Origin of the sequence: Nostoc sp., assembly GCF_036917435.1 — a bacterium.
Taxonomy (GTDB): Bacteria; Cyanobacteriota; Cyanobacteriia; order Cyanobacteriales; family Nostocaceae; genus Nostoc.
Genome location: NZ_JBALDM010000022.1, coordinates 170,955 through 186,064, shown reverse-complemented (window position 1 = coordinate 186,064; position 15,110 = coordinate 170,955). Strand labels below are relative to the sequence as shown.

Here is a 15,110-nt window from a genome sequence, read left to right as displayed (position 1 = left end):
ATTGTCATACTTGGGGTAATAACAAACGTCGAAAGCCCTCCTGCTCAAAATGGCGATCGGTGGTTAGTGCCTCAGTGACACCACGCCGATGCATCAATACAAAGCTAACAGCGTCGCATAGAGAGTAGGTTTTGTCTTGCCGAGCCATTAGAAGTTTAATAGCTTCTCGATGTAACAACTCATCTATCCATACCGTCTCTATATCGGGATTTTCTAACAAATCAATAATAAATTGTAGTGCTGCTGTACGTGGAAAGCGACGAACCTGAGCTAATGCAATAAACTCTGCCAAAACATAGCTGTGAGTTAAGCCCACGGTAACATTATCCAGAAACTCAACTGCTTTTTGATGTTCTGGCTCACCACTATGGACATAGCAAAGTAGACCAGATGTATCAAGTAGAAGCACTCAATTTGTTTCCTCTGATGTATCGCTGTATGCTCTGACTAAATCAGCATCAATACTTTCATTATCTGCTCCTGTAGCATAACCCAGGTTAATGTTTCCAGCATGACTTCGGAAGCGTTGACGAGCGGCTTTTTGCTCTATTTCAGTTTGCGACTTTTCATGCCTTAAAGAACCATACTGCTGTTCTATAGAAGTAGTTACTAATTCTGCAAGAGATACACCTGAAATCTCGGCTTGCTGCTGCAATGCTGCGTAAACTTCATCACTTAATTCCAAGCTTAAAACTTGACTCACTGCACTGCACCTCAGCTACTATATGTAATTATAGATGTCATCGTAGCTGAAAATTGTTGAAAAATAAGTTAGGCGATCGCAAACCTATTAACCTAAAATTACGTACACGTAATATATACTACTGAATTTTGCCTTGCTTTTATGTTGCATTATCGTAAAAATCTGTTACATTACTTTACAGGCAGTTATACCTGTTACAACATAAAAGCTCGGAGTATTATTTATGGCAGACGTTAAAAAGACTACGGGTTCGGTTCCAGAAGATCCTAATGCTTTGCGCTGGGGCTTTACTCCTCAGAGCGAAAACTGGAACGGTCGTTTTGCAATGATTGGTTTTTTATCTGCTGTTGCGCTTGAAGTGTTTTCTGGTCAAGGGATTTTACACTTCTGGGGCATCCTTTAGATTTAAACGTTTTTACACCTTCATTAAATGATTAGGTAAGGCAGCGATTCGTAAAATTGTCTGCCTTTCCTTTGTCAGAGAATTCTCTTACCGTGATGAGCGAAATATTACACGGCCTGGGGATTCATCCTGATTAATTCGCGCATATACCCGAAGACAAGTTAAGACTTCGCCAGCAATACCACCACAGTCTAGTTGTAAGTCATCCTTGGATGAAGTACAGATATCTGCATAAAGTCCCGATAATTGGCGAATTCGCACTTCATTACCTGCATTAATTGCTTCATCAGCGACTTTCTTCAAAATACGTCGTGATTCATGTTGTAGCTTTCCCCACCAAGAATAACGTTCTGCCGGTGGTACAAATACTAGAGAATGTATGGCTTCATCCATGTCAATCCAAGCACGGAGAATTGACAGGGGATCGGTATTTTTTTCAGCTTTTTGGGTGCGTTGGAAGCGATCGCTTAAAGCATCAATATATTGATCGCGCTGCTCTGGTTTGGAGTGTAAGGAAATGACATCGAAGCTAAAAACGCTCTTTAAAGCATGATGTAAATCTGGATCTATTTCGATAAAATTCATATATAAAAATAGAAATGCTGCTGGTAAATCGGATACATTTACTTGAGGATTTCTAGGATTTGAGAGTGCTTGTTGATACAAAGTCAAGCCCTGACTTTGAACAGTACCACTAAGTCCGGGGTAGATAATTTCATCGCGGATAAAAGGAAGTTGATAGAGGTTAGAATTATCTGCGATCGCACCAACTTCTTGAGCTAAATCTAAAGTGCGCGATCGCCAAGTTGCAGCCAAATCTTCTGGTACTCGCAGCAGCTTGCGTTGAATCTCATTCCACAAATCTGAGTCCGTTGTGCTTTGTAGTTGGGAATTACCCAGATAATAATTAAGTTCTGAGTCAGAATTAAAAGCTTCTCGGAGATGACTTAGTTTTAAATCATCTGGTGGATCTTCCCAAACAGTCTCTGGCTGCGGGGCTTCAGGTTGCAATAGATTATGGAGTTCTTCCAGCACCTCATCACATATTTTAGCTCCTGGATCTAGTGGAAATTCTGTACGAGCCTGATTTAAAGTAGCCTCTAGTCCATATAAACTAAACCGCAGTAATCGGGCTAACTCTGAGTTTTCTATATCTAATAACTGACGCAAGGGCTGCATAAATATCACCTCCAAATATTACCTGTATGTGATTCGTAGCGAATTAAACTTGGTAAAACTTTGCGTTCCTCTGCGCTAACCTTTGCGCTCCTCTGCGTTGAAAAAATTAATATTCTTAAACGCAAAGAGGCGCGGAGTAAACGCAAAGAAACGCAGAGGTTTAATGCAAGAGTTAATGTATGCCGCAAAATGGATCGCGTTCTTTATCAACTTCATTGGGTTGCAATTCTAATTCAGCAATATAAACGCATCCCTCTTCTTTTAGACATTCATGACTGTTTGATGTCCAATAAGGTATTTCACCAGCGTGCATTCGCAGGATACCTCGATCGTCAAGAGTTACCCGATATTGGCAAGGATAATCTGTTGTCACATCTGGTTTGCTGAGTGCGCCAATTCGTATCCATTTTTTGCTGTTGGTTTCTGTGTCTGTTTGATAAATATAGAAGGTGTGTTGGCTAGTTTGTGGGAATGGAGGTAAGGGATTACTAATTAAGCCAATTCCTGGTTCTGTCACGCCATCGCGCAGATAGTGAAATTTTTGGAACAATTTATTACCATCATTTCCTACTTCAAAAACAAGATGATAGGCATCTGGTTGATCGACAGTTGCAGACTCAATAACATTGACGGCAATATCACCATCATTTAAATCTTTATTGAAACGTTCAACAGCAATATTCCAGTTCAATTTACCATCAGCAAATAGCGGTGATGTTTCTGAGACAACCGATTCCAAATCAATGCCGGGAATATCAATTAAATAATGGGGATTGCCCTGACAAAGCAACACATTAAATTCAAGGGTTTGGTCAATTTCAAACTGGACTTTAATTTTTTTTAGAAACTCTGCTTCTTGCATTTCCAGTTTATTCATGAGGTTTTTACCGTCAAAGCTACCCCAGAGTCGTAAATCTCCATCCTCATAGTCTTGACGGTAAATAATATTAGTTAACTGGATTCCTTGCCATGCAGTCCGAACTTTAGCAACAGTTTCCCAAGGTGCGAGTTGATAGAGTTCCTGTCCAGCCTTGAATATGGTTAGTAAATCGTTACTTTGAGTTTTGCGTTTGAAGTTACAAGGCAAATAATAAAACAGATTTTTGACATCAATTTCTAGTTGGTTGGCTCCCTTACGCAGCAAGCTTTTAGACTCTTCTGGATCGAATCTTAATCTTCGCAATTTCTCGGCATAGCAAGCACCAGCAGAGGTAGCTAATTTGGTAAATTCCAACACAAAGGTAATTCGTTCTGGATTCCACACAAAATATGGAGATTTACTAAATTCTTGGTAGATTTGGCGTTGCACTATGTCTAAATTACAAGTTTTTCCAGACAAAATTAACCAATCAACTTTTTGGGAATTCCAAGAATCTTTGGTGAGATCGTCGGGGCGCAAGCGACTTTCCATCAATCCTTTAGCAATACCGATCGCTTCTTTAATTCCTGAAACGGCGGCTCGTTCAAATTGCTGGTTATCTAGGGTGACGCAGATGCTATTTGGATCTTTGACTTGCAATTTAACGGCACTTTGAGTAAGCAGTTCAGAAATTTGTTGTTCAGAAAGTGTGAAGGTTAATAAAGAATTATCTGCTGGTGCTTTTTGCCCAAGTTTAAGTTTAGCAGCTTCTGCATGATCCCAAAGAATATAAAATGATTGTAGGCGTTGGGGTGATTGTTGCCAACGGGTAGGTAATATTTTCTCGGCAGTATCTAGGGCATCTTTATAAGCAATATCACCTTCTGGATTCTCTTTATCCAGACATTTTAAAAGGCTGCCAATTTTGAATTTACCTTTTTCTAAAAAGCGCTCGTTTAATTCAGAGTTAATTAAATCTTCTAGTTTTTCGCTTTCAATATCACCTATTGTTACTCCTGTTAATAAAAAGTCTGCGATCGCTACTTTTAATAATCTAAAAATTCGTAGGGTAATTAATTCACCACCTAACTGTAAATGACCAGATGAACCTAATAGTTTCGGGGTGAGTTTATAGTAACGTCCTCCTAAACCCCGATCTTCATAATCGGCAAAGGTAGGGGTTTTATCTTCTAAAGTTAGTTCAATTAAAGCTAAGTCTGTGGTTCCCCCGCCAATATCTAAAACGAGGACATTTTGTGACCATTTATTTCCGACTTGACGGCAACGAGTTTTGAATGATTCAATGCCAATATTAAGATTACCGCCAAATTCTCGCCACAAAAAGAATATCGCTACAGAAACGGCTTCATCATAAGCAATTTGGACATCATCGATTCCCAATTGCTCAACAAACTCCTTAACTTCTTTGCGAATAACTGGTGGGGCGACGGTGGGGTAGGTGACAACAGCTGTTAAAAAAGTTCCTTCTGAAAATCTGCGTTGGGCGCGTTGGCGGTAATCTTCAGTTAACTCGATTAAATGCGCCCAAGCAGATTGAATTAGTTGATTAGCGGTAATTATTTCTTCTTCACCATCTACAATAATTGAAAACGATCGCTCCTGACCAAAATAACGTTTGGGCGAATGGTGAAATCTGCTGATAATTTCCTTTAAAGAACTGCTTGTACCTTGGGCGATCGCTTTTTTGCGGTTATCTCTAGCTTCCCTACCCATCCGCAGTTTTAAGTCCCCTAACTGCGAAATTTCTAACTCGCTGGGAATTTCCGTATCGCGGCGATCGATATCTAGCACAACTGGGATCAGATTTTGCGACTCTAGGGTAGGAACGCGGAACACTTCATGATAAATTTGGTAAAGTTTTTTGCTGACAGCACGGCGAAATCTTTCGCTGTTTCCTAAAGAAAGCTCAATTTGGCGAATTGCTTCTAAAAAGCGCTCTTTATTGTCACTTTCAAATACTTCACTCAACTTTTCTGGATCTATCTCCAGATTTTTGCTAATTTCTGTGATGAATTTTGCCCAATCATCATCGCTGACATCTGGTAAAGCGACTGAAGCGGGGGAACTTAGCCATTGTGATAAGCGATCGCGCAACCGCATTTCCTGTTCTTTTGGGAGAATTTCTGCGATCGGTACTTCGATCGGATCGAAAAGTGTAACTGTGGAGTTTGACGTACCAAAATCTAAAGCAAACCATCCCGGAAATCTTTTTTGTTGTTTCTCTGGTTCGCTATCGCTATATTTATTCAGTTGAAAAGGGTTCATTATATTATCACTTTCTATTGTTTGTTTATAGCTGGCTAAAAACTGTGGAAATATACCATAATATGACAAATTTAGATAATATTGACAGTAAAGATTTTTAATCTAAAATCTCAAATTAGCATAAGTTTCTGAGATTATGGCAGCATTATCTCCGCACTAGATGAGTCAGTTTTAACCGCAAAGTAGTTCAAAAAGGCTGCAAAGGATGCTAACCACGATCAAATTTCGTGAAAAACTGTATTGCTGTGTAGCTGTGTTCAAACTCGAATCTCACACTCCTAAAAACTTTCCAAATGTGAGATGCTCCCGTTTTAACCTTCACTACCATAAAAATCAGTCACAATATCTCGGATTTCATTTGCACCAACATCTTCTCGATCAGATTTGGCATAAATCGTTAGTAGCAAAATACTTGTAGGTGACTCAACTTGATAAATTAATCGGTATCCAGCACTCTTACCTTTTTGGATATTACTGTTGCGAACTCTCACTTTATAAACAACATATTCCTCACCAATGCCTCCAATCCTATCTCCGATAAAGCTTCCTTGTTGTAATTCCAAGATAATTGGTTGAACATCAGAGCGAATATTGCGAAATCTCTTAGAAAGATCGCGCAAGTTTTGTTTATATTCTGGAGTTAAATCGATTAATACCGATAGCTGTTCATTCGGCATCGATTCCCTCCCACATTTGGGATAGTGGCAGACGTTGCCCAGCTTTTGCTTGCTGCAAGGCTCTTCTCAAGCTGGCTTTAATCTCCTCAACGGGTGTGTCGTCAGGATCAACCTCTTCTATTTCTGCTGGTTCTGGAACCAACACAATCACCCGCACCTGATGAGGATAAGTTGTTCCTTGAATCGGCTCATCTAGGACTAGGTTTCCCTGAGTGTCAATTTTGCCAGTAACTTCGATCGCTTTCATTCGTTATTTACTTTGTTTTGTAGGAGATTTTAACACGCCCAAATTCAAGCAGCATCAGGGAATTGAAGTTTACGATCTGTTCAATATCTAAGTTATGTTGTTCAACTAGGTAAGATGTCCTATGGCGTTTCCTAATGACATGAAGTACATCATAGCCCTCAGCGATCGCTGCTGTCTTAAACGCATTACAGCCCAAAAGATGGAGAAATTTACATTTTATCGAGATGTAGAAGGCTAAAGTGCGATCGCTATTAAAATTGCGGCAGTTATAAAGTTGATGTTGAAGATTCTTGCTCATTTGCAAGTCTTACTTGTTCGATGGTTAAATCAAGTAACTGGGCAACCTCTTCTATCGACATACCACGAGCTAAGAACTGAGGTACAAGTTCAAGTCTTGCTTGTTTTCGCCCTTCTTCTATTCCCTCTTGTTTAGCTTCTTGATAAACCCTAGTTTCTTCTAACTTAACTCCTAACATTGCCTCTACCTCTTCACGACTTAAGTTTGCAAATTTATAAACAGCAATCGTTGTGATTACATCTATTATCTCCTTTTTAGCTAAAACAGTTATCTGTTCTTGTTGCACCCGCTCAATTAAACGTTTCGCCTCTTGCACCATTTGAGTATCTGAGGCAATAGTTAACTGCATCAAACTGATACCTACTTTTTGCTCATCAGGACTACCTAACTCATCCAAATAAATCCTTTGTACTTGCGAACTGTTCAGCAATGATCTGTGAATAGTGGTTTTTTCCGGTTCCAAGCTGCGGGACTGTAAAATAATTACCCCATACCAGTCATCATAAAGCGATGGGTTCCGATACATATACAACATCGATTCGGAGAAAAACCGATGGTATAGTAACTCATCCTTTTGGAATTGTACTTCAGCAAAAAAGATCGTCTGAGATGTTGCATTAGGTGGAGGTAAAAATACTCCATCAATCCGAAATGTTGGTTCTTTAACTTCAACTGATTCAAAGCGATAGCTAGCAGCTTCGGCTGGAGGCTGTTCTAACAACTCGAAAAGCAACCCAGGGACACGCTTGAAAATTGTATAAAAAATAGCATCACGTCTCACAAACACACCCTCATATCCCTACCCGATCGCAATCAGTCATTTTCTGAGTTAGCTTATCTCAAATCATCTAAGTAAGAAACAGCAGCAATTTCTGAAAGAATCTGTAACCAAGTAGGAATTGCTATTTCCGGTGCTAAATCTCCAGCCGCTAAATATCTCAGCAAAGTTTCTTTTTTGGAAAGGTTTTGCAAACTAGGAATAATTTGATCCAAAATGCCTTCTAATTCGGAATTAATCTGCTGATTAACTTCACTAACATACTGCACAAGATGGAGACTAGCACTAGCAGTTATTTCATCTCGCAGCCGCAGTACTAAAAGTTGGTGATTGCTCGATCTAGATAAACCCTGGCTTTTTTCTGGTGCCCAGTCAAAGATTTGACCAACGTTGTGTTTCTCGTCTTGACGTGCTAGAGGAAAGATGGTTTCAGGTGCAACGGTTTTATCTTTACTAGTGATTTCCGAAAGAATTGCTTCCTTCCATTCGTTAGGATCGCATCCTAGCAATAACTTGTAAAAGAGATCGGCATCTTCAAAACCAAATTTTTCTTCAATTTCTTGCTCCATTTCTGGATGGAAAAATGCCTGCAATTGTTCGCGTTCTGCGGCTACATAATTTGACAATTGGTTCAACAAATCTACCACTGCTTGATGAATGCGATCGCGGGCAAAATCTTCTGCTTCTTTAACGGTTTTCTCAAATACTGGATAAAAATCATCGCTTTTGGTGGGAATGGAAGTATTTACACGGTTTCCCCGATCGAATAATTTACCAGCCGCACCTTTAGATTCTGCCAGAGCGATCGCTCCATTGCTGGCTTTGTTGAAGAGTAATGTCCACTGGTTCCAATTGAGGATTCTAAAAGTGAGTTCGTCTTTAACTACATCGCTGACGACAATACCGCGTCGGTCTTTAAGTGGTTCTGTCCCTAAATCTTTTTGAAAATTCCTGTAGATTTTATCCAAGCTTTCGACTACAAAGCGCAACTCGATAAAGGCGGGGCTATCTCCTATGGGGATACCTTGCTCGTGAATTTCGTCTATGATGTCCTTCAAGTGATCTTGTTGCTGATTCACCACATCAGCCGCTCTGCGAGTATCTTCATACAGTTGCTTCAGTCCGTGAGTAGCTACGTGAGTTTGAATCAATTCCCGCAGCTTACTAAGTCCCCCATCTTGACCAAAATAACCTAGCTGTCTACCTAAATTACTACGGGGATCGCTGTCTAACAGCCGTTCGCTTAATAGCTCCCATTTATCTTGTAGCCGTTTAGACCGATCTAGGTAATCAGGATAATCTAAGTTAGCCAAAAAATCTGGCGAGCCGGCTTTGACGGTACTAGAACGTTTTGCTAATTCAGCTAGTCCCAACAATGGCGACAGTAAAACTATCCGGTCTTTTTGAGTTGTAAAGGCTTCTGCACCGTCAATGGTAGTTTGCAGAACTTTGAGTTTTTGGAAAACGGTTTCTTCTTTTAAAAGTGGACTATCTTCAATCAGTTGGTCAAGTTCTCTTTCGCCACCTTCACTGTCTAGGGGGAGTTGATCGAAGCGACCCACACCTACGAGAATTAAATCTTTCAGGTCTTGTCCCGGTCGCTGCTGCTGCATCATGGTGAAAATTTTATTGGCGCGATCGCTACCGGGAGATTTACCATTTAGCAATACCAAAATTGTTTGTACTTCTGCCAGTTCCCGCAGTGACAAAAAGGTATCCCTAGCCCCCGAATTAGCAGCCCCCAATCCTGGAAAGTCAATCAGAATAAATTTAGCAGCACCTGTAAAATCCCAAATTTCCCGTGAGATTTTCACATCGATATCTACACGGCGGATAAGTGGGAAGCTATTCTGCAATAACTTTGTTGGTAGCCTTTGGGGTGGACTCGGTAATCGGATATGCGCTGGCGGTAAATCCTCAAATTTCAGACTTTGGATTGCCATTGGCTGTTCAACCAGCTGTAGCCCTTCACGGGCGGTAATAGCATCAATCTGGTAATGCCCACCACACATTACTTCCCCATAAGCTTGATAAGCCCGCAGGAATAATACCAACTCCCGGAGTAAATAACGCAACTCTAAATTGTTACTACTATTCCAAGCTTCCTCACACCAACCAATAATATCTTTGCCAGAGTTGAGTTTCGATACTGGTATCGGAGGAAGCCCTGCTGCTGTCGTGCGTTTATGGGCTTCCCCCAGCATGAAGCGTAGACACTCATGTACCCCTTCGTGAGAAAGATACTCTACAGTAAAATTACTTAATTGAGTAGTTGCAAAGTCATCTTGCGGGATGATATGTATTGCAGTAACATTACCTGTAGTGGGGTTTTCACTGACTGGTAAAGCATCTGCATATCCAATTAGACTGCCTAAAAGTAAAGTTTTACCACTACTGAATTCCCCCATCACCCCAATTTTGACAGGTGAAGTTGCAAGGTCTACAGTTTTCTGGGCAGCCGATCGCAGACGCAGGAGACAGTCATCAAGACTAGCTGGAACCCAATCTTCTTGTTTTGAAGGGTGCTGGGGCACAGAATCTATCTTTCGGAGGATGAATTCGCCGTACTCCTTAAAACGGCCCAGTTTATCTGGTTCCATAAAGTAGTTCCCGCCTAACATGAATTTCTGTGAGCTTTATAACATAAAAAAATAGTCGCCAGCACTCTAATTCATGCTGGATTCTTCTTGATAAAAAATCAATATTTATTTGATATGAAATTACCGATTATTATGAATTTATGATAAAGATGTAAATGCCTCATAGCGAGTCATATAGTTTTTGTGAAGCTAAATAAGGTTTTGGATAATATGATTACATGGCTAAGATGAATTTAAAGGTAATTTTTAGAATAAGCATAGTTAAATAGTTTTCCTGACAGATGAATAGTTTAAATTCCATCAGAAAAAGATGAAGCTAATCTTAATAATAGCTTCATCTTTTTTTGAATTTAATTTATAATAGAAGAGGAATTATTACATGTATAAAAACAAATAAAGTATTAAAATAAATAATAGACCGTAATCAAGATGATATCGATTTATTAACAAATTCTATTTTCAGACTATTCCCTTCATAATTTAGGCAGAGCAGGCAGGCAAAAGTGTTTTCTAAAAAGGTGCAGAGCTACATTAACCAAATCATGGTCGAAGCAGGAGAAATACCACAGGATGAAAAAGTATTTTGCCGACAGACAGAAACTACTCCTCTAATGATTTGGATGGCTGGATACAATGCACTTTACTGTTATTTAAATTCCAATTGGCTGGAATTTACTGGAACATATTTAACAACAGGCGGGTCTGCATCTCTGCGAGGACAGGAGATAGGCAATATCTGGGCTTGTAGCGTCCATCCAGAAGACAAAGAGCGATGTGACAATATATATTTTGAAGCATTCGCTGGACATGATTCCTTTCAGAGACAATATCGCCTGCGTCGGGCTGATGGCGAATATCGCTGGATTTTAGATACAGCCGCACCACGATTCGCCGTAGATGGTAGCTTTGTCGGTTACATAGGCTATTGTGTGGATATAACAGAAGTGCTGATAGTGGGAAGTCAAACTACCCTGAAAGAAAGCTCATCAGCATCTACAAATTTATCTCTTTTTCTAAAAAATATTGCATCCCAAAAAAGGAACGGAGCGTTAACAAAAGCGCTGAAAAACCTAGAAGCTGAAACTGCAAAACGCCAAGTAGTTGAAGCCCAGTTAAGCCAAAAAACATCAGAACTGACAGCAATTTTGGAAGTGCTTCCTGATTTATACTTTCGTCTTGATGCTGATGGATGTATTTTGGATTATAAGCCAGGTAAGATAGAGAACCTGTATATTTCCACAAGAGATTTTCAGGGCAAGAGTTTGCGAGAATGCCTACCGACTACTGTTAGCGATCGCTACCAGCAAGCAATAACTCAAGTACTTGAAACTCAATCTTCAGTCAGTTTTGAATATACCTTACCGTTCTTACAAGGAAATAATAATTTTGAAGCTAGGTTATTGCCGTTACCAGACCAGCAAATCATAGTTCTTGTCCGGGACACAAGAGACAAAATACAAGCAGCATTAATAGAAAGCGATACCAAGTTTCGCACCATTATTGAAAACGCCAATAACATTATTTTTGCCCTGACCCTTGAAGGGATATTTTCTTACGTTTCTCCTAACTGGACTGAAACTTTTGGGCATGAGGTTGCAGAAGTTGAAGGTCAATCTTTTGTTCCCTTCATACATCCCGACGATGTACATATCTGTGCAGATTATTTCCAAAAAATTGCGACAACAACCGAAAAGCAAGACGCAATTGAATATCGAATAAAACACAAAAATGGCACTTGGCGATGGCATACCAGCAACTCATCTGCTATTAGAGATGCCAATGGTAATGTTATAAACTTCGTTGGTATTTGCTATGACACCACCGATCGCAAACAAGCAGAAGAAGCTTTAGCAGAACGCGCGCGTTTAGCAAATTTTCGTGCCGAGGTAGACGCGGCCCTTACCCAGAGTGACAGCTTACAAAACATGATGCGCCGTTGCACTGACGCTTTAGTTGAACATCTTGATGCAGCCTTTGGTCGCATCTGGACGTTGAACAAAAAAGAGAACATATTGGAGTTGCAAGTCAGTTCGGGAATGTATACCCACATTAATGGGCCCCATAGATGTGTGCCAGTGGGTCAATTCAAAATTGGTTTAATTGCCGAAGAGGGCAAACCTCACCAGACGAACTCCGTCCAGACAGATCCCCGCGTGGGTAACAAAGAATGGGCAAAGCAAGAGGGTATGGTTGCCTTCGCTGGCTATCCCCTGGTTGTTGAAGATGAAACTGTAGGGGTAATAGCGATGTTTTCTCGCCACACACTAACAGAATCAACTTTTAAAGCCCTAGAATTTGCTGCCCAAGAAATTGCTATTGGCATCAAGCGCAAACAAGCAGAAGTTGCACTCAGGGAAAGTGCCCAACGGGAAGCATTACTCAATCGTCTTTCTAACCAGATTCGAGCTTCCTTGGATCTTAATTACATTGTGGAAACCGCAGTGCAGGAGATTCGTAACTTATTTCAGATCGATCGCTGCGCCTTCTTTTGGTATCGACAAGAGGTTGAGGTTCCCTACTGGGAGAGAGTATACGAGGCGAAAAGTTCCTCTTTACCCTGTCTGCTTAACGAGCAAGAAGCAACGAATGGAGAAATCGAACTCATCGCCGCCAAAACCTTGAATAGAGAAATCATCCGCATTAATAATGTTGAGACTGTGGGCGATCGCACTGCCCAGCTATTTTTGCAAGATTTCGGTTTCACTGCCTTTATGTCGCTACCTGTACACACCCAATCTGGCGAAATAGGTGCATTTAGCTGTGGTTCTTGTAGTGGCTTCCGTCCTTGGCTGGACAACGAAGTAGAATTACTACAAGCAGTTACAGTTCAATTAGCGATCGCTATTGACCAAGCGAAACTCTACACCCAAAGTCGCATTGCTGCCCAAACAGCCCAAGACAAAGCCCAGCAATTAGAAGCAGCACTGCTAGAACTTCAACAAACCCAAGCCCAACTGATTCAAACTGAAAAAATGTCCAGTTTGGGACAATTGGTTGCAGGTATTGCCCACGAAATCAATAATCCCGTCAATTTTATCTACGGCAATATTACCCATGCTCGTGAATATACTAAGGATTTGTTGCACTTGGTAGAACTTTATGAACAAAGTCACTGCCCACCAACACCAGAGATTCACGAACAAATCTACAATATTGATTTAGACTTTCTCAAGCAAGATTTGCCTAAAATTCTCGACTCTATGAACATGGGAGCCGAACGCATTCGGCAGATAGTCTTATCTTTACGCAATTTTTCTCGCCTTGATGAAGACGGCACCAAAGCAGTAGATATTCATGAAGGTATTGATAACACCTTACTGCTGTTGCAAAATCGCCTGAAAACCAAATCAGGAAATCCCGAAATCCAAGTAATCCAAGACTACGGCAACCTACCACCAGTAGTCTGTCACGCTGGACAGATGAATCAGGTATTTATGAATTTGTTGGCAAATGCGATCGATGTTTTAGAAGAGTCATTTGTCATTAGTCATTTGTCATTAGCAAATAACTCTAAACAGATGACTTCTCCCCAAATTCGCATTCGTACCTTCATCGAAGAAGACCGTGTAATCATTAGCTTTGCCGATAATGGTTTAGGTATGACTGAAGAAGTACGCAAACGCTTATTTGACCCCTTCTTTACTACAAAACCCGTGGGCAAAGGCACGGGTATGGGGTTGTCAATTAGCTACCAAATTGTTGTCAAAAAACACGGCGGACAAATCCAGTGTATTTCAGCACCAGGAGAAGGTGCGGAGTTTGTCATTATGATTCCACTACATGGGCAACCTTGAACATAGATAGAACTTTAATCTTTTCTTAATCCAAAAGTTAACCTATTGGTTGTTAACTAAGATCAATTCACTTTTTGCTGCAACATTTTACCCCCCCCCAAAAACCTAAAATTTACAGGAATTGGGGGGATTATTTATACTAAAATAAGGAGTTAGGACTAGAAATATTACAGTTCAATTGATTGAAAAATATTGTAATGGCATTACTCTCTTTGCGTCGGCATAGCCTAACCCAGACGATAGCACCTTAAAACAAATCCCTAAATACAAGTAAAGTAGAAGGCTGGGATGATACAACCCCAAAATCAAAATAGTATCACCTACACACGTGTTATTCATCTAAGTCACGTAATTGACATAGATATTCCCCAGTGGTCTGGAGATCCTACAGTAGAATTTGAAACTGTGGCTGAACTTAATAATGATGGCTATTACCTCCGACGTTTCGCCTTGGGGGAACATAGCGCTACCCATATAAACGCCCCTAACAGCTTTCATAGCTATAGTATGGGAATTGACCAATACCCTGCCCAATCTCTAGTTGTACCTGCGGTGGTCATAGATATTCGCCAAGCCACAGCCGTGAATTCTGATTATGCCCTGACTGTTGCCGATGTTGTGGCTTGGGAAGAAGAATACGGTGAGATATCTAAAGGCTGCGTAGTTATACTGAATACTGGTTGGCAAAAAAAGTGGTTTGATAAAAGTGCATTTCTAAATCATGATGCTCAAGGCATTGCACATTTTCCTGGATTTGGTAGCGATGCAACTCAATTCTTGCTGAAGGAACGGCAAATCGCTGGAGTCGGAATTGATACTCATGGTGTAGACCCCGGACAGGATAACACTTTTGCTACTAATCGCCTCGTATTGGAAAAACCGCGTATTGTTTTGGAAAATCTGACCAATTTGGATCAGTTACCACCTAAAGGTACTACTTTAGCGATCGGTATTCTTCGGTTGCGTGGTGGTTCTGGTTCTCCTGTGGGAGTATTGGCGTTAGTCCCTTAATTTTTATACCAATTTTATAAACTTGAGGATAACCTAGAAAGCAAGCAAACTTAGTACAGCTTTGTGTAAAATCGTAGCGTTTTTAAACGCAAAGGAACGCAAAGTAAACGCAAAGGTACGCAGAGTCTCGCAAAATTTTCTCGGCTTCTTATTTCTTTCTTTGTGTCCTTTGCGACGGCAGTCGCTCATGGGGGAGACCCCCAAGACCGCGCTGCCTCTCCTTTGCGGTTCGTTCTTCATACAGAAGTTGTATTAGTACACCCAGGGATTTTTAA

At 40.6% G+C, this 15,110-nt stretch carries 11 protein-coding genes; 3 read left to right on the top strand and 8 right to left on the bottom strand.

From position 1 onward, the window contains the following. Nucleotides 1-4: 4 nt before the first annotated feature. Together V7K98_RS09380 and V7K98_RS09375 are read right to left on the bottom strand one after the other, a co-directional pair. Complete coding sequence (locus V7K98_RS09380) at nucleotides 5-409, bottom strand: type II toxin-antitoxin system VapC family toxin (protein ID WP_335021003.1); 405 nt, start codon at nucleotides 407-409, stop codon at nucleotides 5-7. Next, on the bottom strand, nucleotides 410-703 hold the full coding sequence (locus tag V7K98_RS09375; protein WP_335021001.1) for a hypothetical protein: 294 nt from the start codon (nucleotides 701-703) through the stop codon (nucleotides 410-412). Nucleotides 704-926: 223 nt separating this feature from the next. Between V7K98_RS09375 and V7K98_RS09370 the strand changes: the two genes are divergently transcribed. Next, on the top strand, nucleotides 927-1,106 hold the full coding sequence (locus tag V7K98_RS09370; RefSeq protein WP_012407945.1) for a high light inducible protein: 180 nt from the start codon (nucleotides 927-929) through the stop codon (nucleotides 1,104-1,106). Nucleotides 1,107-1,193: 87 nt separating this feature from the next. On the opposite strand, the gene V7K98_RS09365 is transcribed toward V7K98_RS09370, so the two are convergent. The 6 genes from V7K98_RS09365 to V7K98_RS09340 all read right to left on the bottom strand — a co-directional run bounded on the left by V7K98_RS09365 (nucleotide 1,194) and on the right by V7K98_RS09340 (nucleotide 10,030). Further along, the gene (locus V7K98_RS09365) at nucleotides 1,194-2,285 is read right to left on the bottom strand and encodes a hypothetical protein (RefSeq protein WP_335021000.1); all 1,092 of its coding nucleotides are present in this window, start codon (nucleotides 2,283-2,285) and stop codon (nucleotides 1,194-1,196) included. Nucleotides 2,286-2,457: 172 nt separating this feature from the next. Next, nucleotides 2,458-5,430, bottom strand: a complete 2,973-nt coding sequence (locus V7K98_RS09360) for a molecular chaperone (protein WP_335020998.1) — start codon at nucleotides 5,428-5,430, stop codon at nucleotides 2,458-2,460. 311 nt (nucleotides 5,431-5,741) lie between these two features. After that, nucleotides 5,742-6,107, bottom strand: coding sequence for a type II toxin-antitoxin system RelE/ParE family toxin (locus V7K98_RS09355; protein ID WP_335020996.1), 366 nt, complete (start codon nucleotides 6,105-6,107; stop codon nucleotides 5,742-5,744). Then, nucleotides 6,097-6,354: a type II toxin-antitoxin system RelN family antitoxin gene (locus tag V7K98_RS09350; RefSeq protein WP_335020994.1), complete on the bottom strand. Its 258-nt coding sequence runs from the start codon at nucleotides 6,352-6,354 to the stop codon at nucleotides 6,097-6,099. The genes V7K98_RS09355 and V7K98_RS09350 overlap by 11 nt, the downstream gene beginning before the upstream one ends. Before the next feature lie 266 nt (nucleotides 6,355-6,620). Further along, nucleotides 6,621-7,433 carry an Rpn family recombination-promoting nuclease/putative transposase gene (locus V7K98_RS09345; RefSeq protein ID WP_335020992.1) on the bottom strand — a complete coding sequence of 271 codons (813 nt, stop codon included), beginning with the start codon at nucleotides 7,431-7,433 and terminating at the stop codon, nucleotides 6,621-6,623. Nucleotides 7,434-7,486: 53 nt separating this feature from the next. After that, nucleotides 7,487-10,030, bottom strand: a complete 2,544-nt coding sequence (locus tag V7K98_RS09340; RefSeq protein ID WP_335020990.1) for a proteasome protein — start codon at nucleotides 10,028-10,030, stop codon at nucleotides 7,487-7,489. Nucleotides 10,031-10,572: 542 nt separating this feature from the next. Between V7K98_RS09340 and V7K98_RS09335 the strand changes: the two genes are divergently transcribed. Together V7K98_RS09335 and V7K98_RS09330 are read left to right on the top strand one after the other, a co-directional pair. Continuing rightward, nucleotides 10,573-13,824, top strand: a complete 3,252-nt coding sequence (locus V7K98_RS09335; RefSeq protein WP_442940408.1) for a PAS domain S-box protein — start codon at nucleotides 10,573-10,575, stop codon at nucleotides 13,822-13,824. A 288-nt stretch (nucleotides 13,825-14,112) separates the two neighbouring features. Further along, nucleotides 14,113-14,835 (top strand): cyclase family protein, encoded by a 723-nt coding sequence (locus V7K98_RS09330; RefSeq protein ID WP_335020986.1) that lies wholly within the window; start codon nucleotides 14,113-14,115, stop codon nucleotides 14,833-14,835. Nucleotides 14,836-15,110: the final 275 nt, after the last annotated feature.